Annotated in this window: 18 protein-coding genes and 1 pseudogene; 17 read left to right on the top strand and 2 right to left on the bottom strand. The window is 53.6% G+C overall.

Annotation, left to right across the window (positions count from 1 at the left end; translation table 11 throughout):
- Window positions 1-54 precede the first annotated feature (54 nt).
- Window positions 55-1,716 carry a flagellar hook-associated protein FlgK gene (flgK, locus tag N7E69_RS22350; RefSeq protein ID WP_000096425.1) on the top strand — a complete coding sequence of 554 codons (1,662 nt, stop codon included), beginning with the start codon at window positions 55-57 and terminating at the stop codon, window positions 1,714-1,716.
- A 14-nt stretch (window positions 1,717-1,730) separates the two neighbouring features.
- On the top strand, window positions 1,731-2,684 hold the full coding sequence (flgL, locus tag N7E69_RS22345; RefSeq protein WP_001223032.1) for a flagellar hook-associated protein FlgL: 954 nt from the start codon (window positions 1,731-1,733) through the stop codon (window positions 2,682-2,684).
- A 256-nt stretch (window positions 2,685-2,940) separates the two neighbouring features.
- Here flgL and rne read toward each other — a convergent pair whose 3' ends face one another.
- Complete coding sequence (gene rne / locus N7E69_RS22340) at window positions 2,941-6,147, bottom strand: ribonuclease E (protein ID WP_000827454.1); 3,207 nt, start codon at window positions 6,145-6,147, stop codon at window positions 2,941-2,943.
- 573 nt (window positions 6,148-6,720) lie between these two features.
- Here rne and rluC point away from each other — a divergent pair.
- The 3 genes and pseudogenes from rluC (at window position 6,721) to N7E69_RS22325 (ending at window position 9,005) form a co-directional block, all read left to right on the top strand.
- Entirely contained in the window at window positions 6,721-7,680 is a 960-nt protein-coding gene (rluC, locus tag N7E69_RS22335; RefSeq protein WP_000846319.1) for a 23S rRNA pseudouridine(955/2504/2580) synthase RluC, read from the top strand.
- A gap of 155 nt (window positions 7,681-7,835) precedes the next feature.
- Window positions 7,836-8,578, top strand: a pseudogene (locus tag N7E69_RS22330) (DUF3053 domain-containing protein).
- A gap of 202 nt (window positions 8,579-8,780) precedes the next feature.
- The gene (locus N7E69_RS22325; RefSeq protein ID WP_000528430.1) at window positions 8,781-9,005 is read left to right on the top strand and encodes a hypothetical protein; all 225 of its coding nucleotides are present in this window, start codon (window positions 8,781-8,783) and stop codon (window positions 9,003-9,005) included.
- Window positions 9,006-9,075: 70 nt separating this feature from the next.
- On the opposite strand, the gene N7E69_RS22320 is transcribed toward N7E69_RS22325, so the two are convergent.
- Window positions 9,076-9,660 carry a Maf family protein gene (locus N7E69_RS22320; RefSeq protein WP_001137613.1) on the bottom strand — a complete coding sequence of 195 codons (585 nt, stop codon included), beginning with the start codon at window positions 9,658-9,660 and terminating at the stop codon, window positions 9,076-9,078.
- 197 nt (window positions 9,661-9,857) lie between these two features.
- Between N7E69_RS22320 and yceD the strand changes: the two genes are divergently transcribed.
- The 12 genes from yceD to holB all read left to right on the top strand — a co-directional run bounded on the left by yceD (window position 9,858) and on the right by holB (window position 19,851).
- Window positions 9,858-10,379: a 23S rRNA accumulation protein YceD gene (gene yceD, locus N7E69_RS22315; RefSeq protein ID WP_001174492.1), complete on the top strand. Its 522-nt coding sequence runs from the start codon at window positions 9,858-9,860 to the stop codon at window positions 10,377-10,379.
- A gap of 51 nt (window positions 10,380-10,430) precedes the next feature.
- Window positions 10,431-10,604 (top strand): 50S ribosomal protein L32, encoded by a 174-nt coding sequence (gene rpmF / locus N7E69_RS22310; protein ID WP_000290727.1) that lies wholly within the window; start codon window positions 10,431-10,433, stop codon window positions 10,602-10,604.
- Window positions 10,605-10,737: 133 nt separating this feature from the next.
- A complete protein-coding gene (gene plsX, locus N7E69_RS22305; protein WP_001518286.1) occupies window positions 10,738-11,817 on the top strand; it encodes a phosphate acyltransferase PlsX in 1,080 nt (359 codons plus the stop codon).
- A gap of 79 nt (window positions 11,818-11,896) precedes the next feature.
- Window positions 11,897-12,850, top strand: coding sequence for a beta-ketoacyl-ACP synthase III (gene fabH / locus N7E69_RS22300; protein ID WP_000288148.1), 954 nt, complete (start codon window positions 11,897-11,899; stop codon window positions 12,848-12,850).
- Window positions 12,851-12,865: 15 nt separating this feature from the next.
- Window positions 12,866-13,795, top strand: a complete 930-nt coding sequence (gene fabD, locus N7E69_RS22295) for an ACP S-malonyltransferase (RefSeq protein ID WP_000191342.1) — start codon at window positions 12,866-12,868, stop codon at window positions 13,793-13,795.
- A 12-nt stretch (window positions 13,796-13,807) separates the two neighbouring features.
- Window positions 13,808-14,542: a 3-oxoacyl-ACP reductase FabG gene (fabG, locus tag N7E69_RS22290; RefSeq protein ID WP_000007236.1), complete on the top strand. Its 735-nt coding sequence runs from the start codon at window positions 13,808-13,810 to the stop codon at window positions 14,540-14,542.
- Window positions 14,543-14,697: 155 nt separating this feature from the next.
- Window positions 14,698-14,934 (top strand): acyl carrier protein, encoded by a 237-nt coding sequence (gene acpP / locus N7E69_RS22285; RefSeq protein WP_000103754.1) that lies wholly within the window; start codon window positions 14,698-14,700, stop codon window positions 14,932-14,934.
- A gap of 85 nt (window positions 14,935-15,019) precedes the next feature.
- Entirely contained in the window at window positions 15,020-16,261 is a 1,242-nt protein-coding gene (gene fabF / locus N7E69_RS22280; RefSeq protein WP_000044664.1) for a beta-ketoacyl-ACP synthase II, read from the top strand.
- A gap of 123 nt (window positions 16,262-16,384) precedes the next feature.
- Window positions 16,385-17,194, top strand: a complete 810-nt coding sequence (gene pabC, locus N7E69_RS22275) for an aminodeoxychorismate lyase (protein WP_000478653.1) — start codon at window positions 16,385-16,387, stop codon at window positions 17,192-17,194.
- A gap of 2 nt (window positions 17,195-17,196) precedes the next feature.
- Window positions 17,197-18,219: a cell division protein YceG gene (gene yceG / locus N7E69_RS22270; protein WP_000736459.1), complete on the top strand. Its 1,023-nt coding sequence runs from the start codon at window positions 17,197-17,199 to the stop codon at window positions 18,217-18,219.
- Window positions 18,209-18,850: a dTMP kinase gene (tmk, locus tag N7E69_RS22265; RefSeq protein ID WP_000535399.1), complete on the top strand. Its 642-nt coding sequence runs from the start codon at window positions 18,209-18,211 to the stop codon at window positions 18,848-18,850. The genes yceG and tmk overlap by 11 nt, the downstream gene beginning before the upstream one ends.
- Window positions 18,847-19,851 carry a DNA polymerase III subunit delta' gene (gene holB / locus N7E69_RS22260; RefSeq protein ID WP_000872450.1) on the top strand — a complete coding sequence of 335 codons (1,005 nt, stop codon included), beginning with the start codon at window positions 18,847-18,849 and terminating at the stop codon, window positions 19,849-19,851. The genes tmk and holB overlap by 4 nt, the downstream gene beginning before the upstream one ends.
- Window positions 19,852-19,857: the final 6 nt, after the last annotated feature.

Here is a 19,857-nt window from a genome sequence, read left to right as displayed (position 1 = left end):
TCCTCGTAGTCGCTGCCGATAACAACGAGTATTGAAGGATTAAAAGGAACCATCATGTCCAGCTTGATTAATCACGCCATGAGCGGACTTAACGCCGCGCAGGCCGCGTTAAATACGGTCAGTAATAACATCAACAATTATAACGTTGCGGGTTATACCCGGCAGACAACTATTCTGGCGCAGGCAAACAGTACGTTAGGGGCTGGCGGCTGGATAGGTAATGGCGTTTACGTTTCAGGCGTACAGCGCGAATATGATGCGTTTATCACTAATCAGCTACGCGGCGCGCAAAACCAGAGCAGCGGCTTAACCACGCGCTATGAACAAATGTCGAAAATCGACAACCTGCTGGCCGATAAATCCAGCTCACTGTCTGGCTCGCTGCAGAGTTTTTTTACCAGCCTGCAAACGTTAGTCAGTAACGCGGAAGATCCTGCGGCGCGTCAGGCGCTGATTGGTAAAGCGGAAGGGCTGGTAAACCAGTTCAAAACCACCGATCAGTATCTGCGCGATCAGGATAAACAGGTCAATATCGCGATTGGCTCCAGCGTGGCGCAAATCAACAATTACGCGAAGCAGATAGCTAACCTGAACGATCAAATCTCCCGTATGACGGGCGTAGGCGCGGGCGCATCGCCGAACGACCTGCTCGATCAGCGTGATCAGTTGGTCAGCGAGCTTAACAAGATCGTTGGCGTCGAGGTGAGTGTACAGGACGGCGGCACCTATAACCTGACGATGGCCAATGGCTATACGCTGGTGCAGGGGTCGACGGCGCGTCAGTTGGCGGCGGTTCCCTCCAGCGCCGACCCGACGCGAACGACTGTCGCTTATGTCGATGAGGCCGCCGGTAACATCGAAATTCCGGAAAAGTTGCTGAACACCGGTTCGCTCGGCGGGCTACTGACGTTCCGTTCTCAGGATCTGGATCAGACTCGTAATACGCTGGGCCAGTTGGCGTTGGCGTTTGCCGATGCGTTTAACGCGCAGCATACCAAAGGTTATGACGCCGACGGCAATAAAGGGAAAGACTTCTTTAGCATTGGCTCGCCGGTGGTATATAGCAACAGTAATAATGCCGATAAAACGGTATCGCTAACCGCTAAGGTGGTCGACAGCACGAAGGTTCAGGCGACGGATTATAAGATTGTTTTTGACGGTACAGACTGGCAGGTTACTCGCACTGCGGATAACACCACCTTCACGGCGACAAAAGATGCTGACGGAAAACTGGAGATTGACGGTCTGAAAGTGACGGTAGGGACCGGCGCACAGAAAAACGACAGTTTTCTTCTCAAGCCGGTCAGCAATGCTATCGTCGACATGAACGTTAAAGTGACGAATGAAGCCGAGATTGCGATGGCGTCTGAGTCAAAACTCGATCCTGACGTGGATACCGGCGACAGCGATAACCGCAATGGTCAGGCATTGCTGGACTTACAAAACAGCAATGTAGTGGGCGGCAACAAAACTTTTAACGATGCTTACGCCACGTTGGTCAGCGATGTGGGTAACAAAACGTCAACGCTGAAAACCAGCAGCACCACGCAGGCGAATGTGGTTAAACAGCTTTATAAACAGCAACAGTCGGTTTCCGGCGTTAACCTCGACGAAGAGTACGGCAATTTGCAGCGTTATCAGCAGTATTATCTGGCGAATGCGCAAGTATTGCAGACCGCGAATGCGCTGTTTGATGCGTTATTGAATATTCGCTAAAGGAGAAGGATGACATGCGTATCAGTACCCAGATGATGTACGAACAAAATATGAGCGGCATCACTAATTCTCAGGCCGAATGGATGAAGCTGGGCGAGCAGATGTCTACCGGTAAGCGCGTTACCAACCCATCTGACGATCCGATCGCCGCGTCGCAGGCGGTAGTACTCTCTCAGGCGCAGGCGCAGAATAGCCAGTACGCCCTGGCGCGTACGTTTGCCACCCAAAAAGTGTCGCTGGAAGAAAGCGTACTCAGTCAGGTGACGACGGCGATTCAAACCGCGCAGGAAAAAATCGTCTATGCCGGAAACGGCACGTTAAGCGACGATGACCGCGCGTCGCTGGCGACGGATTTACAGGGGATCCGCGATCAGCTGATGAACCTGGCAAACAGCACTGACGGCAATGGTCGCTATATCTTTGCCGGGTATAAAACGGAAGCGGCGCCATTCGACCAGGCGACAGGTGGTTATCATGGCGGCGAGAAAAGTGTTACCCAGCAGGTGGATTCCGCACGCACGATGGTAATTGGCCATACGGGAGCGCAAATTTTTAATAGCATCACCAGCAATGCGGTGCCGGAACCGGATGGCTCGGACTCCGAAAAGAATCTGTTTGTCATGCTCGATACGGCAATTGCCGCGCTCAAGACCCCGGTGGAAGGCAATGACGTGGAAAAAGAAAAAGCCGCTGCCGCCATTGATAAAACCAATCGCGGCTTAAAAAATTCGCTTAATAACGTCCTGACCGTTCGTGCGGAACTGGGAACGCAACTGAGCGAACTCAGTACGCTGGATTCACTGGGAAGCGACCGTGCGCTGGGACAGAAGTTGCAGATGAGCAACCTGGTAGATGTGGACTGGAACTCGGTCATTTCCTCCTACGTCATGCAACAGGCGGCATTACAGGCGTCCTATAAAACGTTTACCGACATGCAGGGAATGTCGCTTTTCCAGTTGAACCGGTAACGCCTCTTTTTGAAACATATCACGAAACTGGATATGTTTTGTCTGCCCGCGCCATCCACCCCGGCGCGGGCATTTTTTTAGTCGTCATTGAGTTAGTGGTCATATTGTCGCGCCCGTAGCGACGCCATCCGTACGTATTATCCCGCCCGATCTCATAAACGCCTGGAGTGACTAAAAGACGCCATGGGGTGAGGCATCGCCCTGTAAGGGGCATAAAAAAGCCGACCTGGCGGTCGGCTTTGTATCAGCATTTACATCATTCTACCGGCTGTGGGCGTGTCGCCGGGGCGCTGGCGTGACGTGTGGCGCTGTGTCCGCCTGCTGCGCCTTTACCTTCAAAGTGGAAGGAAGGGCGCTGCCAGTCGCTATGGTGCGGGGTTTCCGGCACATATTCCGGCGCTGGCGCACGCGTCATCGGCGCGCTGGCGTGATTATGATCGTCGTCAACGCAGACAACGTCCTGCGGCTTTTCCACCACCTGGGCCGGTGCGATAACGGTTTCTTCTGCCGTGTGCTCCACAACAGCCGCTTCCGCTTTTGTCTCTTCTTCTGGCTCGACAACGACAACATCAGCCACGTTTTCAGCCACCGTAATGGACGCGTCGGCGGTTTCTGCTACCGGTTCGGCGTCAGCAATAACCTCTTGCGCTTCCGGCGTATCGCTTTCGGCAATCAGTTGCGGCTGTTCATCAACTGGCGCGGCAATGACTTCCGGATGCGTTGTCTCGACCTCGACGACTTCCGACGTCTGTGGTTCGGCGACGGTCTGCGGCTCAACGGCAACGTTTTCTACTGCCTGTACCGACGCTTGTGGTTCGAGCACTACGGTCGCAGCGATAACCTGCTGTTCAGCGACAACCGATTGTGGCAGCGCCAGATCTGCTTCACGCTGCTCTTCAACAACCTGCGTTTCCTGAGGACGGACAATCGGGTAGCGGATCCAGACTTTACCGGACGCCATTTCCGGCGACGCGCAGGCGACGGTTAACGGCATCGGCGATTGTGTCGGGTAGCGCTCGTCACGATAGCGACGGCGACGCTGACCGCTTACGCGCAGGTGGCGCGGAGAACGGCGGGAGCGACGCGGCATACCGGTATTATCGCGAGGTTCTACGCTATCATCCTGCTCCGGCGCGATATCGGCGACGACAGGTAAATCAACTTTCGCCAGCTCGGTACGCGGCGCTGGAACGGGCTGTTCAACGTTTTCAAACGGGCGTGGTTCGTCGACGACGACCGGCGTGTCAACCGTTTCAACCACTGCGCTGTTGGTAAAGCGGACTTTCTGATTAAGCTGACGCTGCTTGCGGCGCGGCTGAACCTGCTGAACGCGTTCTTCCTGCTCGGTCTCCTGGACAGGCTGTTCTTCGCGGTTAAGCGCTTTTACTTCCTGCTGCGCCTGGCGCTTGTCATCATTGCGGCGGCGGCTGCGTTCGCGACGCGGCGTCTGTTGCTGTTCATCGCCGGTTTTCACTTTTTCCGCCGTTTCCTGCTGGCGGGTATCGCGCGCTTCCGCATTTTGCTGCTGCGTCTGGCGACGGTTACGACGATTATCGTCGCGGCTCTCGCCGCCGTCACGTCCGGCACGGTTATCACGGGTGTCGCGGCGTTCGTTACGATCGCGACGGTTGTTCTGCCGTGGCTTGCGACGATCCTGCTGACGCTCCGCTTTTTCTTCCGCTTTCGGCGCGGCTGTTTCGACGGCTTTCGTTTCTTCACCGCTGAACAGTTGTTTCAGCGCGTTAAGGAAGCGGCTAAACAGACCCGGCTGGGCAGGCTGCGCGGCGGCAACATTATCCTTTTTCGCCGTGGCGACGCTAACCGCCGGTTCGACAGGCGTCGGCGCCGGAGGCACATCTGGCATAGCGAATGTCGCCAGCGCAGGCTGTTCCGGGCGTTTACGCTCGGCGTACTCTTCTTCAGAAGGCAGCGCCATCGCTTCTTCGTGCAGCTTCGGCAGCATGTAGCTCAGGGTCGGCGTTTCTTCCCCTTTGCGTACGCGCAGCACGGAATAGTGCGGCGTTTCCATCTGATCGTTCGGGACGATGACACAGCGGACGCCATCCTGACGCGTCTCAATAGCGTTAACTGCCGTCCGTTTTTCGTTAAGCAGATAAGAGGCGATCGGCACCGGAACAATGGCATGGACTTCCTGCGTATTCTCTTTCAGCGCTTCTTCTTCAATCAGGCGCAGAATGGACAGCGACAGAGATTCGTTATCGCGCACGGTGCCGGTACCGCTACAGCGCGGACACACGTGATGGCTGGATTCGCCCAGCGACGGGCTCAGGCGCTGACGCGACATTTCGAGCAGGCCGAAGCGGGAAATATGGCTAATCTGAATACGCGCCCGGTCCTGACGCACCGCTTCACGCAGACGGTTTTCTACCGCGCGCTGGTGACGTACCGGCGTCATATCGATAAAGTCGATAACGATCAGGCCGCCCAGGTCGCGCAGACGCAACTGGCGGGCAATCTCATCGGCCGCTTCCAGGTTGGTATTAAACGCCGTTTCTTCGATATCGCCGCCGCGAGTCGCGCGGGCGGAGTTGATATCGATGGCGGTTAACGCTTCGGTACTGTCAATGACGATGGAGCCGCCGGAGGGCAGGCGCACTTCACGCTGGAACGCTGACTCGATCTGCGATTCGATCTGGTAATGGCTGAACAACGGGATTTCACCGGTGTACAGCTTAATTTTGCTGCTAAAATCCGGGCGGCCCAACGCGGCGATATGCTGACGCGCCATTTCCATCACTTTTGGATTGTCGATCAGGATTTCACCGATATCCTGACGCAGATAGTCGCGAAACGCGCGTACGATGACGTTGCTTTCCTGATGGATCAGGAACGGCGCGGGACGGCTTTCAGCGGCTTTCTGAATGGCCTCCCAGTGTTTCAGGCGGAAGCTTAAATCCCACTGCAACGCTTCGGCGGATTTACCCACGCCCGCGGTACGTACGATAAGCCCCATCCCTTCAGGAAGTTCCAGGCTGGCCAACGCTTCTTTTAACTCGGTACGATCGTCGCCTTCAATGCGACGGGAAATACCACCCGCGCGCGGGTTATTCGGCATCAGTACCAGGTAGCTGCCCGCCAGACTGATAAAGGTGGTTAACGCCGCGCCTTTGTTGCCGCGCTCTTCTTTATCGATTTGAACAATGACTTCCTGGCCTTCGCGTAACACGTCTTTAATGTTCGGGCGACCATGAGCGCTGTAGTTAGCGGGGAAATATTCGCGGGCAATTTCTTTTAACGGGAGGAAACCGTGGCGTTCTGCGCCGTAATCAACAAAAGCCGCTTCCAGGCTCGGTTCAATACGGGTAATTTTGCCTTTATAGATGTTCGCTTTTTTCTGCTCGTGTCCGGGGCTTTCTATATCCAGATCGTACAGACGCTGCCCATCTACAAGGGCGACGCGCAACTCTTCCTGCTGAGTCGCGTTGATTAACATTCTTTTCATCGTAACTTACTCATTATTCTTACGTTGACGACTAAGCTGCGGGCATGGTGACGCCTTACCGGGCATGAACCGATGGCCTCGTGACTATTTCGCGTCGCCAACCTCACGGTTATCGTCAGCTCAAAGAGGCGCAGAGTGTCGGTTGCCTGTATTTCATACGGAAACACAGCGCAATTATCAGGGAAGCAGCCTGGGCATTACTCTCCAGAGAAGATCCTATCTACCGGTAAGGACTGCAACCCGCAGCCCGCTAACTGTCTGAAAAATCAATACGTCTTACGCCATTGCTGCGTTGATGATCGGTCAGACAAAATGGGTTATTCCGCTAAACTTTTTGTTTTAACAAGTTTCGGTGCGGAAACCGCATCATTATTCCACTGCTAACCTTGTTATAGCAAGATGACTTTTACCATTTATCACCCGCTTACTCACAGTTTTTTCACCAGCGCGAGCCAATCGCTTTAATAACCAGCAAAACCGCAGTGAAAAATGTTCATCCACTGGCGTAGACGTCTCTATAAGCATAGAAAAATGTGTGGCGCGAATCTCACAGGCTATTTAGAATCGCCCCCCATGAAAACAGAAACGCCATCCGTAAAAATTGTTGCTATCGCCGCTGACGAAGCGGGGCAACGCATTGATAACTTTTTGCGCACCCAACTGAAAGGGGTACCAAAAAGTATGATTTATCGCATCTTGCGTAAAGGCGAGGTGCGGGTGAACAAAAAACGCATTAAACCGGAATACAAACTGGAAGCGGGCGATGAAGTCCGCATTCCGCCGGTTCGCGTTGCTGAACGCGAAGAAGAGGCCGTGTCGCCGCATTTGCAAAAAGTGGCGGCGTTGGCGGACGTCATTTTGTATGAAGACGACCATATTCTGGTGCTGAATAAGCCTTCCGGCACCGCCGTACACGGCGGGAGCGGGTTAAGTTTTGGCGTCATCGAAGGGCTGCGGGCGTTGCGTCCGGAAGCGCGATTCCTGGAACTGGTGCATCGTCTTGACCGCGATACCTCCGGCGTGCTGTTGGTGGCGAAAAAACGCTCCGCGCTGCGTTCGCTGCATGAGCAACTGCGCGAAAAGGGAATGCAGAAAGATTATCTGGCGCTGGTGCGCGGCCAGTGGCAATCGCACGTTAAAACCGTACAGGCGCCATTATTAAAGAACATTCTGCAAAGCGGCGAACGTATTGTTCGCGTGAGCCAGGAAGGCAAACCGTCAGAAACGCGCTTCAAGGTGGAAGAGCGCTATGCCTTCGCCACGCTGGTGCGCTGTAGCCCGGTAACGGGCCGTACGCATCAGATTCGCGTACATACCCAATATGCCGGTCACCCTATTGCGTTCGACGATCGCTACGGCGACCGTGAGTTTGATCAACAGCTTACCGAAGCGGGAACCGGTCTTAAACGTCTCTTTCTACACGCCGCGGCGCTGAAGTTCACGCATCCGGGAACGGGCGAAGTCATGCGCATTGAAGCGCCGATGGATAACGCCCTGAAGCGCTGTCTGCAGGTGCTGCGTAACGCAAAATAGTTCCTCTCTCGGGCAGGTTATCTGCCCGAATCTCACTTTTCTCATAATATTTTTGTTTTGCTGTATCCGACGCATTTTTACCGTTGTGTACTGTTTATTCTTGCGATCCGGATTTCGGCGTGTTTAAGGACGAACAGATGGCCAATACTAGCTGGATGCGCTCATTTACTCAGCGTTGGGGAAAATACGTTATCGTGCCGCTCGTGATCGCGATGCTGACCGGTTGCGAAGGGAAGGGCGATAGTTCACGACGGGCTTTCGTTGAGTATTTGAATACGCAAATCATTACGTCTCCCGTGGTGGGCGTCTGTGAGTTGACGCCAGCCCAACGTCAGGCTTTTGGTCATTACGCCGATGACTACGATGTACTATTAGCTGCCTACGGGCAAATCTTTGCTGTGGTGTATGAGACCGGCTAGGAGGATAAGATCACCGGTGTTATTCAGTCTGAGCGTGATAATCTGGTTTTCCTGAACGAGCTACGTGTGGCTCGTGACGTAAACAATCGATTTATCCTTCGGTTGAAAAATGTGAGTAGTGAAAACAGAAAAAATATTCTGCTTTAAAGCTCCCCTCTGATGTGAAGCCTGTCTTTGACGCTGCGTGGAATAAAACCGTAACACCGCTGGATGAGACGATGACTCGCTATTATTTTCTGCGCGGAAAGCGGCTCGACCAGCTGGTCGCAATGGGCGAGTTTCTGCAAAAACAGGGAAATAAAGTCCGCTTTGAAACGGATGGAAAAGCGGTTTTTGTCGACCTGGCAGCAAAAGAACACTTTCAGGATCAACAATTTAATTTTTTCATTACGCAGAATGATATAAACCATCTTACTCAGCAGATGGTTGAATTTATAAATAGTCAACAAGATGCGGCGGATGCTGGCGGCGTTAATTAAAGGAATGTGTCGTGAGGTGAAGCAATGTTAGGGGGGCGTAAACTCATCGCGAGATGGAATTTAACGAGTCGCAAAGGGAAGGTTTCAGGACAGTAAACGTCCTGAGAGTTGCTCGCGAGAATAAGTTTGTAAGCCGCTTTTGACGCCGTAGAGCGCGTCAGGCGAGTATTGAGAACATGTGTTTTTACAAAACTGAACTGAGATGGGGAATTCATTAACGCGCACGTACACCGCTGTTGATACCCTATGGGATAAAACGCACCGTACATCGGTTCGTAATACCAATGCTTTTTTTCTGGTCGGTGAATGGATTGACCAGGAAACGGGCCCGCACGAAGAGAGTGAAGATCGGCAGGCGCTAAATTGTTCACAACAAGCGCTTTCCAGTTGGTTAGAACTGGAAGCGGTCGAAACTGCTCCCCAATAAACGGGAGATAACTACCAACACGTGCAGAAACGGCTTTTAGCGGTATTTGAAAAGCCTACAGAATATCCGTTTACTGCAGTAGCGGGTTGAAGCCTTCCCGTCGCAGCATCTGGCACAGAGCAATAAGCGGCAAGCCGATCAGCGTGTTCGGATCGCGGCCCTCCAGGCGCTCAAATAATGCAATGCCTAAACCTTCGCTTTTAAAACTTCCCGCGCAGTGCAGCGGATGCTCTTTACGGACATAGTCGTCTATTTCCGCTTCGCTTAAATGGCGAAAATGAACGTCAAAAGGCTCCACTTCGGTGTGTAAGTGCCCGGAGGCGGAGTTATACAGTGCCAGTCCGGTATAAAACGTCACAATATTTCCGCTGGCTTTGGCTAATTGCTGACGCGCTTTTTCTTCCGTCAGCGGTTTGCCGGTGATTTCGCCGTCCAGAACACAAATTTGGTCGGAGCCAATAATCAAATGATTCGGGAAACGCGCGGCGAGCGATTGCGCCTTCGCCTGCGCCAGCCGCAGCACCAACTGACGCGGCGCTTCGCCCGGCATGGGGGTTTCATCAACATCCGGCGTGGCGCATTCGAAAGGAATCGTCAGCTTTTCCAGCAGCGCGCGACGCCAGGGAGAGGTAGACGCAAGGATGAGACGGGGCATATTTTTTCCCTCAGATATAGCGTAATGATGAGAGCCATCTTAAACTATGCTCTTCGGTCTTCAAGCCTGTCATACTGACTCGTCTTGAGCGAAAATAAGTCTGTAACCCGCAATGTGTGCGAATTATTGGCAAAAGGCAACCGCAGGCTGCCTTTTTCTTTGACTATATGACGTTACGAAGTTAATATGCGCGCCCTATGCAAAAGGTAAAATTACCCCTGACTCTTGATCCGGTTCGTACCGCTCAAAAACGCCTTGATTACCAGGGTATCTATACCCCCGATCAGGTTGAGCGCGTTGCCGAATCTGTAGTCAGTGTGGACAGTGATGTGGAATGCTCCATGTCGTTCGCTATCGATAACCAGCGTCTCGCCGTTTTAACCGGCGATGCGGTCGTTACGGTGTCGCTCGAATGCCAGCGTTGCGGGAAACCGTTTACCCATCAGGTTCACACAACGTATTGTTTTAGCCCTGTCCGTTCCGACGAGCAGGCTGAAGCACTGCCGGAAGCGTATGAGCCGATTGAGGTAAACGAATTCGGCGAAATCGATCTGCTGGCGACGGTTGAAGATGAAATCATCCTCGCCTTGCCGGTAGTTCCGGTGCATGATTCTGAACACTGTGAAGTGTCCGAGGCGGACATGGTCTTTGGCGAACTGCCTGATGAAGCGCAAAAGCCAAACCCATTTGCCGTATTAGCCAGCTTAAAGCGTAAGTAATAGGTCTTCCCCGCGGACGCAGGGATAAACCGTAATTGAGGAGTAAGGTCCATGGCCGTACAACAGAATAAACCAACCCGTTCCAAACGTGGCATGCGTCGTTCCCATGACGCTCTGACCGCAGTCACCAGCCTGTCTGTAGACAAAACTTCTGGTGAAAAACACCTGCGTCACCACATCACTGCCGACGGTTACTACCGCGGCCGTAAGGTCATCGCTAAGTAATCGCGCGATACTCGATGCCTTTTGCATCACAGGCGTGCCTGTGGTGTAAAAGCCGAAGAGTACAAGCGTGATAAAGCTTAGTGAGGATTTCTCCGCGTAAGCGGAGAACACCGAACCAGGCAGCGACGATACCTTGACACGTCTAACCCTGGCGTTAGATGTCATGGGGGGCGATTTTGGTCCTTCCGTGACGGTGCCTGCAGCATTGCAGGCACTGAACGCTAATTCGCAGCTCACTCTTCTTTTAGTCGGGAATCCCGATATTATCACGCCATTACTTGCCAAAGCTGACTTTGAACAACGTTCGCGTCTGCAGATTATCCCTGCACAGTCAGTTATTGCCAGTGATGCCCGGCCTTCGCAGGCGATCCGCGCCAGTCGCGGGACATCCATGCGTGTGGCCCTGGAGCTTGTGAAAGAAGGCCGAGCCGAAGCTTGCGTTAGCGCCGGTAATACCGGGGCGCTGATGGGGCTGGCGAAATTATTGCTCAAGCCTCTTGAGGGGATTGAGCGTCCGGCGTTGGTGACGGTATTACCGCACCAGCAAAAGGGCAAAACGGTAGTGCTTGATTTGGGGGCCAACGTCGACTGTGACAGTACCATGCTGGTGCAGTTTGCCGTGATGGGCGCCGTTTTGGCGGAAGAGGTCGTCGGGATCAAAAATCCCCGCGTGGCGCTACTCAATATCGGGGAAGAAGAAACCAAAGGCCTCGACAGTATTCGCGAAGCCTCTTTAATGTTAAAAACAGTCCCAACCATCAATTACATCGGCTACCTTGAGGCGAATGAGTTACTGACGGGAAAAACCGATGTACTGGTGTGTGACGGCTTTACAGGCAATGTCACACTTAAAACGATGGAGGGGGTTGTCAGAATGTTCCTTTCACTGCTGAAATCACAGGGCGAGGGGAAAAAACGGTCGTGGTGGCTGCTGTTATTAAAACGTTGGTTACAAAAAAGCCTGACGAGGCGATTCAGTCACCTCAACCCCGACCAGTATAATGGCGCCTGTCTGTTAGGATTGCGCGGCACGGTGATAAAAAGTCATGGTGCGGCCAATCAGCGAGCATTTGCAGTCGCGATTGAACAGGCAGTGCAGGCGGTGCAGCGACAAGTTCCTCAGCGAATTGCCGCTCGCCTGGAATCTGTATACCCAGCCGGATTTGAACCGCTGGACGATGGCAAAGGCGTAAACCTGCGGGCGCACAGATAATATCGCTGTCTCCCCGGCGCCGCCAGCGTGCCAGACGTTTACAGGTAACGGTATATAACCGAAAAGTGACTGAGCGTACATGTATACGAAGATTATTGGTACTGGCAGCTATCTGCCCGAACAAGTGCGGACTAACGCCGATCTGGAAAAAATGGTTGAGACCTCTGACGAGTGGATTGTCACTCGTACAGGTATTCGTGAACGCCATATCGCCGCGCCTAATGAAACTGTCGCGACGATGGGCTTTACCGCTGCGAATCGCGCGATTGAGATGGCGGGGATCGATAAAGACCAAATTGGCTTGATTGTGGTGGCTACCACATCAGCAACGCATGCATTTCCAAGCGCGGCATGTCAGATTCAAAGTATGCTCGGTATTAAAGGTTGCCCGGCGTTTGATGTCGCGGCAGCGTGCGCAGGTTTCACCTACGCGTTAAGCATCGCCGACCAGTACGTTAAATCCGGCGCGGTTAAACATGCGCTGGTGGTCGGTTCCGATGTATTAGCCCGCACTTGCGATCCTGGCGATCGCGGTACGATCATTATTTTCGGCGATGGCGCAGGCGCGGCCGTACTGAGCGCTTCTGAAGAACCGGGTATTATCTCCACTCATCTTCATGCCGATGGCCGTTACGGTGAATTACTGACCCTGCCGAATGCCGATCGCGTAAATCCGGATAACCCGATTTACCTGACGATGGCGGGCAATGAAGTCTTTAAAGTGGCGGTCACTGAACTGGCGCATATTGTCGATGAGACGCTGGCGGCTAATAACTTGGATCGCTCAGAACTCGATTGGCTGGTGCCGCATCAGGCTAACCTGCGTATCATTAGCGCGACAGCGAAAAAACTCGGCATGTCGATGGACAATGTCGTCGTCACGCTGGACAGGCACGGCAATACCTCCGCGGCTTCTGTGCCGTGCGCGCTGGATGAAGCCGTGCGTGACGGGCGAATTAAAGCCGGTCAGCTGGTATTGCTTGAAGCCTTCGGGGGTGGATTCACCTGGGGCTCCGCGCTGATTCGTTTCTAGTATAAGGATTTAAACATGACGCAATTTGCATTTGTGTTCCCCGGTCAGGGTTCTCAGAGCGTTGGGATGTTGGCCGAGATGGCGGCAAATTACCCTATCGTAGAAGAAACGTTTGCTGAAGCTTCTGCGGCTCTGGGATATGATCTGTGGGCGCTCACCCAGCAAGGTCCAGCGGAAGAACTGAATAAAACCTGGCAGACGCAGCCGGCGCTATTAACCGCTTCCGTCGCGCTTTGGCGCGTTTGGCAGCAGCAGGGCGGTAAAATGCCTGCGTTAATGGCAGGTCACAGCCTGGGCGAATATTCCGCGCTGGTTTGCGCTGGCGTCATCAACTTTGCTGATGCCGTTCGTCTGGTGGAAATGCGCGGTAAATTCATGCAGGAAGCGGTTCCGGAAGGTACTGGCGGCATGTCTGCGATCATAGGGCTGGATGATGCCTCTATTGCTAAAGCCTGTGAAGAATCTGCCGAAGGGCAGGTTGTTTCACCGGTTAACTTTAACTCGCCGGGACAGGTGGTTATCGCCGGGCATAAAGAGGCGGTAGAACGCGCAGGCGCAGCCTGTAAAGCCGCTGGCGCGAAACGCGCGCTGCCGCTGCCGGTGAGCGTACCGTCGCACTGCGCGCTGATGAAACCAGCGGCAGATAAGCTGGCGGTTGAATTAGCCAAAATTACCTTTAACGTGCCAACGGTGCCGGTAGTAAACAACGTTGACGTGAAATGTGAAACCGATGCCGCCGCTATCCGCGATGCGCTGGTTCGCCAGTTGTACAATCCGGTACAGTGGACGAAGAGCGTGGAATTTATCGCGGCGCAGGGCGTTGAACATCTTTATGAAGTGGGTCCAGGTAAAGTCCTCACTGGTCTGACGAAACGTATTGTCGACACCCTGACAGCGTCGGCGCTGAACGAGCCGGCGGCGCTGTCTGCGGCACTTACGCAATAAAAGAGGAAAACCATGAGCTTTGAAGGAAAGATTGCGCTGGTGACTGGTGCAAGCCGTGGCATAGGCCGCGCAATTGCAGAGACTCTCGTTGCCCGCGGCGCGAAAGTTATCGGGACTGCGACCAGTGAAAATGGTGCGAAGAACATTAGCGACTATTTAGGTGCTAACGGGAAAGGTTTGATGCTGAATGTGACCGATCCTGCATCTATTGAATCTGTTCTGGAAAATATTCGCGCAGAATTTGGTGAAGTGGATATCCTGGTTAATAATGCCGGTATCACTCGTGATAATCTGTTGATGCGAATGAAAGATGATGAGTGGAACGATATTATCGAAACCAATTTATCATCCGTTTTCCGCCTGTCAAAAGCGGTAATGCGCGCTATGATGAAAAAGCGTTGTGGTCGCATTATCACTATTGGTTCTGTGGTTGGTACCATGGGAAATGCAGGTCAGGCAAACTACGCTGCGGCGAAAGCGGGCCTGATCGGTTTCAGTAAATCACTGGCGCGTGAAGTTGCGTCCCGTGGTATTACTGTCAATGTTGTGGCTCCGGGTTTTATTGAAACGGACATGACGCGTGCGCTGTCTGACGATCAGCGTGCGGGTATCCTGGCGCAGGTGCCTGCGGGTCGCCTCGGCGGCGCTCAGGAAATCGCCAGTGCGGTTGCATTTTTAGCCTCTGACGAAGCGAGTTACATCACTGGTGAGACTCTGCACGTCAACGGCGGAATGTACATGGTTTAATCACGATTGAAAAATATTTGCGTTATTAGGGCGAAAGGCCGCAAAATAACGTAAAATCGTGGTAAGACCTGCCGGGATTTAGTTGCAAATTTTTCAACATTTTATACACTACGAAAACCATCGCGAAAGCGAGTTTTGATAGGAAATTTAAGAGTATGAGCACTATCGAAGAACGCGTTAAGAAAATTATCGGCGAACAGCTGGGCGTTAAGCAGGAAGAAGTAACCAACAATGCTTCTTTCGTTGAAGACCTGGGCGCAGATTCTCTTGACACCGTTGAGCTGGTAATGGCTCTGGAAGAAGAGTTTGATACTGAGATTCCGGACGAAGAAGCTGAGAAAATCACCACCGTTCAGGCTGCCATTGATTACATCAACGGCCACCAGGCGTAAGTGAACATCTCCAGGCGGTCGTTCGACCGCCTGAGTTTTATCTTTTTGTCCCACTAGAATCATTTTCCCTCCCTGGAGGACAACCGTGTCTAAGCGTCGTGTAGTTGTGACCGGACTGGGCATGTTGTCTCCTGTCGGCAATACCGTAGAGTCTACCTGGAAAGCTCTCCTTGCCGGTCAGAGTGGCATCAGCCTGATCGACCATTTCGATACTAGCGCCTATGCAACGAAATTTGCTGGCTTAGTAAAGGATTTTAACTGTGATGACATTATCTCGCGCAAAGAACAGCGCAAGATGGATGCCTTCATTCAATATGGAATTGTCGCTGGCGTACAGGCCATGCAGGATTCTGGCCTTGAAGTGACGGAAGAGAACGCAAGCCGTATTGGCGCCGCTATCGGCTCCGGTATCGGTGGTCTCGGTCTGATCGAAGAAAACCACAGTTCGCTGGTAAAAGGCGGACCGCGTAAGATTAGCCCGTTCTTTGTCCCGTCGACGATTGTTAACATGGTAGCAGGCCATCTGACTATCATGTATGGCCTGCGTGGGCCAAGCATCTCTATTGCGACTGCCTGTACTTCAGGCGTGCATAACATCGGCCATGCCGCGCGTATCATCGCCTATGGCGATGCGGACGCGATGGTGGCAGGTGGCGCAGAAAAAGCCAGTACGCCGCTGGGTGTAGGCGGTTTTGGCGCAGCGCGCGCGCTGTCGACCCGCAACGATAACCCACAGGCGGCGAGCCGTCCGTGGGATAAAGAACGCGATGGTTTTGTACTGGGCGACGGTGCCGGTATGTTGGTGCTTGAAGAGTACGAACATGCGAAAGCGCGTGGTGCGAAAATCTATGCTGAAATCGTCGGCTTTGGTATGAGCAGCGATGCTTACCATATGACGTCGCCGCCGGAAAATGGCGCAGGCGCTGCGCTGGCGATGGTTAACGCGTTGCGTGATGCCGCGATTGAGCCTGCTCAGATTGGCTACGTCAACGCGCACGGCACGTCGACGCCTGCCGGCGACAAAGCTGAGACGCAGGCGGTTAAGTCAGTCTTTGGCGATGCCGCAAGCCGAGTGATGGTGAGCTCGACCAAATCGATGACCGGCCATCTGTTGGGCGCCGCAGGCGCAGTAGAGTCTATTTTCTCTATTCTGGCGTTACGCGATCAGGCCATTCCGCCAACCATTAATCTGGATAACCCGGATGAAGGTTGCGATCTGGACTTCGTGCCGCATGAAGCGCGCCAGGTCAGCGATCTGGAGTACGCTCTGTGTAACTCCTTTGGCTTTGGCGGAACTAACGGTTCCTTGATTTTTAAAAAGATCTAAGTTAAGCCAGAGACAGACATTAATAAAAAGGTCCGCTTGTCGGGCCTTTTTTATCAGGCATATCACCTCTTGTTCTGCGTTATTCATCCTGCCACACTAGCAGGCGACGGATAAGGAGCCACTATGTTTTTAATTAATGGCCATGCGCAGGATCAACTTGCTGTAAGCGACCGGGCGACGCAGTTCGGCGATGGCAGTTTTACGACCGCACGTATTGTTGATGGCAACATTTGCCATCTGGAAGCGCATCTTCAGCGCTTGCAGGTTGCCTGTGAAAAATTACGGATCGCTTTTAGCCATTGGGCGACCCTTCGGCAAGAGATGACAATGTTGGCCACAGGGCATGATTCAGGCGTGTTGAAAGTGATCATTAGCCGTGGTAGCGGTGGCCGGGGATACAGCGCCATGAATTGTCAGGCAGCTACCCGAATCCTCTCCGTTTCTGCTTATCCCGCTTATTATTCTCAGTGGCGTAAGCAAGGCATCACTCTTACCCTTAGTCCCATACCGCTTGGGCGCAATCCTTATCTTGCCGGATTAAAACATCTGAACCGCCTCGAACAGGTGTTGATTCGCTCTCATCTTGAGCAGACGGACGCCGATGAGGCGCTGGTTCTTGACAGCGAGGGATGGGTTACGGAATGCTGTGCGGCTAATTTGTTCTGGCGTACAGGCGACATTGTTTTTACGCCGCGTCTGGATCAGGCCGGGGTGAACGGCATTATGCGACAATTTTGTTTACGCCAACTGGCGCAATCTCCTTTCCAGGTTCTTGAAGTACAGGCGAGAGAGGAGGCAGTCAGGCAGGCGGATGAGATTATCATTTGCAACGCGCTAATGCCGATTATTCCCATACGCGCCTATCACGGGACGTCGTATTCTTCGCGAACACTGTTTCAATTTTTAGCCCCATTTTGTGAGCATCCGAATTAGTTATGAAAAAATTGTCAGGCGTTTTCCTTCTGCTGTTGGTTGTGCTGGGTATTGCCGCGGGCGTGGGGATGTGGAAAGTTCGCCATCTGGCGAACAGCACGTTACTTATTAAAAACGAGACTATCTTTACGCTCAAGGCGGGAACGGGGCGGCTGGCGCTTGGCGACCAGCTTTATGATGAAAAAATCATTAATCGCCCCCGGGTATTTCAGTGGCTGCTGCGCGTGGAGCCTGAGTTATCGCACTTTAAAGCAGGAACTTACCGTTTTACGCCGGGGATGACCGTACGGGAGATGCTTGAGTTGCTGGAGAGCGGCAAAGAAGCGCAATTCCCGTTGCGGTTTGTGGAAGGGATGCGCCTTAGCGATTACCTGAAACAGCTACGAGAGGCGCCGTATATTCGCCATACATTGCCGGATGATGACTACGCCACTGTCGCTCAGGCATTAAAGCTTGCGCATCCGGAATGGGTAGAAGGGTGGTTCTGGCCCGATACCTGGATGTATACCGCCAACACCAGCGATGTCGCTATTCTCAAGCGAGCGCACCAAAAGATGGTGAAAGCTGTCGATACTGTCTGGAAAGGCCGGGCCGAGGGGCTGCCTTATAAAGATCAGAACCAACTGGTGACAATGGCCTCGATTATTGAAAAAGAAACGGCTGTCGCCAGCGAACGCGATCAGGTGGCCTCAGTCTTTATTAATCGCCTGAGAATCGGTATGCGCCTTCAGACCGATCCCACCGTGATTTACGGAATGGGGACGAGTTATAATGGTAACTTGTCGCGTGCGGATCTGGAAAAGCCGACGGCTTATAACACGTATACCATAACCGGGCTGCCGCCAGGACCGATTGCATCGCCCAGCGAAGCGTCATTGCAGGCGGCGGCGCATCCGGCGAAAACGCCGTATCTCTATTTTGTGGCCGACGGTAAAGGCGGTCACACATTTAACACCAATCTTGCCAGCCATAATCGGTCAGTGCAGGAGTACCTGAAAGTGCTTAAGGAAAAAAATGGGCAGTAATTATATCGTCATCGAGGGCCTGGAAGGCGCCGGAAAAACCACTGCGCGCGACGTGGTGGTGGAGACCCTTGAGCAACTGGGTATTCGTAATATGATTTTTACCCGTGAGCCGGGCGGTACGCAGCTTGCCGAAAAACTAAGAAGTCTGGTGCTGGATATTCGATCGGTAGGCGACGAAGTGATTACCGATAAAGCGGAAGTGCTGATGTTTTATGCCGCTCGCGTACAGCTCGTCGAAACGGTAATCAAACCCGCGCTGGCGCAAGGCGTATGGGTGATCGGCGATCGCCACGACCTCTCGACCCAGGCGTATCAGGGGGGAGGGCGCGGCATTGATCAAACCATGCTGGCGACACTACGCGATGCCGTGCTGGGCGATTTTCGCCCTGACCTGACGCTGTATCTGGATGTCACGCCGGAAGTCGGGCTAAAACGCGCCAGAGCGCGCGGCGATTTGGATCGCATTGAGCAGGAATCTTTTGATTTCTTTAACCGGACTCGCGCGCGCTATCTGGAACTGGCGGCGCAAGACTCGCGTATCCGCACCATTGACGCGACCCAGCCGCTGGATGCCGTCATGCGCGACATTCGCGCCACGGTGACGAAGTGGGTGCAGGAGCAAGCGGCATGAAATGGTATCCATGGTTACGGCCCGCCTATGAAAAACTGGTAGAAAGTTACCAGGCGGGACGTGGGCACCATGCGCTACTGATTCAGGCCTTACCTGGCATGGGCGACGAGGCGCTGTGCTATGCGCTGAGCCGTTATCTGTTATGCCAGCAGCCTGAGGGCCACAAAAGCTGTGGGCATTGCCGTGGCTGTCAGCTTATGCAGGCTGGCACGCATCCGGACTATTACACGCTGACGCCGGATAAAGGCAAAAGCAGCCTCGGCGTAGATGCGGTACGCGAGGTAAGCGAGAAATTGTACGAGCACTCCCGTCTGGGCGGTGCGAAGGTGGTGTGGATTGCGGATGCGGCGCTATTAACCGACGCCGCCGCCAATGCGTTGCTCAAAACGCTGGAAGAGCCGCCGGAGCAAACCTGGTTTTTCCTTGCCAGCCCGGAGCCTGCTCGTCTGTTGGCGACATTACGTAGCCGCTGTCGGCTGCATCATCTGGCGCCGCCGTCCGAATCGTATGCGATGTCATGGCTATCGCGAGAAGTGACGGCGTCACAAGAAGCATTGCTCACGGCGCTACGTCTGAATGCGGGGTCGCCCGGCGCCGCGCTGGCGCTGTTGCAGTCTGAACGCTGGGCGCAGCGTGAGGCGCTGTGTCAGGCGTTAATGGACAGTTTGCATACGGGCGACTGGTATGCGTTATTAACGGCGCTCAATCATGAGCAAGCCCCGGCGCGCCTGCACTGGCTGGCGACGCTGCTGGTAGACGCGCTGAAACGTCAGCACGGCGCGTCGTACCTGACAAACGTTGATGCGGACGCGGTTGTTGCCGCGCTGGCGGGGCCGCTATCCCCGGCGCGTATTCAGGCAATCCTGAACGATGTTTGCCATTGTCGTGATCAATTACTTCATGTGACCGGATTAAACCGCGAACTGGTATTAACCGATCTCATTCTCCGCATCGAGCATTACCTGCAACCAGGCACCTTGTTGCCTGTTCCTCATCTTTGAGAGAGA

Origin of the sequence: Salmonella sp. 3C, assembly GCF_025426275.1 — a bacterium.
Classification (GTDB): Bacteria; Pseudomonadota; Gammaproteobacteria; order Enterobacterales; family Enterobacteriaceae; genus Salmonella; species Salmonella enterica.
This window is presented reverse-complemented; position numbering and strand designations above follow the sequence as displayed.

Excerpts from the sequence above, each read along its gene's own strand:
- flgK (WP_000096425.1), top strand. The coding sequence starts at position 55 with ATGTCCAGCTTGATTAATCACGCCATGAGCGGACTTAACGCCGCGCAG.
- flgL (WP_001223032.1), top strand. The coding sequence starts at position 1,731 with ATGCGTATCAGTACCCAGATGATGTACGAACAAAATATGAGCGGCATC.
- rne (WP_000827454.1), bottom strand. The coding sequence starts at position 6,147 with ATGAAAAGAATGTTAATCAACGCGACTCAGCAGGAAGAGTTGCGCGTC.
- rluC (WP_000846319.1), top strand. The coding sequence starts at position 6,721 with ATGAAAACAGAAACGCCATCCGTAAAAATTGTTGCTATCGCCGCTGAC.
- N7E69_RS22325 (WP_000528430.1), top strand. The coding sequence starts at position 8,781 with ATGGGGAATTCATTAACGCGCACGTACACCGCTGTTGATACCCTATGG.
- N7E69_RS22320 (WP_001137613.1), bottom strand. The coding sequence starts at position 9,660 with ATGCCCCGTCTCATCCTTGCGTCTACCTCTCCCTGGCGTCGCGCGCTG.
- yceD (WP_001174492.1), top strand. The coding sequence starts at position 9,858 with ATGCAAAAGGTAAAATTACCCCTGACTCTTGATCCGGTTCGTACCGCT.
- rpmF (WP_000290727.1), top strand. The coding sequence starts at position 10,431 with ATGGCCGTACAACAGAATAAACCAACCCGTTCCAAACGTGGCATGCGT.
- fabH (WP_000288148.1), top strand. The coding sequence starts at position 11,897 with ATGTATACGAAGATTATTGGTACTGGCAGCTATCTGCCCGAACAAGTG.
- fabD (WP_000191342.1), top strand. The coding sequence starts at position 12,866 with ATGACGCAATTTGCATTTGTGTTCCCCGGTCAGGGTTCTCAGAGCGTT.
- fabG (WP_000007236.1), top strand. The coding sequence starts at position 13,808 with ATGAGCTTTGAAGGAAAGATTGCGCTGGTGACTGGTGCAAGCCGTGGC.
- acpP (WP_000103754.1), top strand. The coding sequence starts at position 14,698 with ATGAGCACTATCGAAGAACGCGTTAAGAAAATTATCGGCGAACAGCTG.
- pabC (WP_000478653.1), top strand. The coding sequence starts at position 16,385 with ATGTTTTTAATTAATGGCCATGCGCAGGATCAACTTGCTGTAAGCGAC.
- yceG (WP_000736459.1), top strand. The coding sequence starts at position 17,197 with ATGAAAAAATTGTCAGGCGTTTTCCTTCTGCTGTTGGTTGTGCTGGGT.
- tmk (WP_000535399.1), top strand. The coding sequence starts at position 18,209 with ATGGGCAGTAATTATATCGTCATCGAGGGCCTGGAAGGCGCCGGAAAA.
- holB (WP_000872450.1), top strand. The coding sequence starts at position 18,847 with ATGAAATGGTATCCATGGTTACGGCCCGCCTATGAAAAACTGGTAGAA.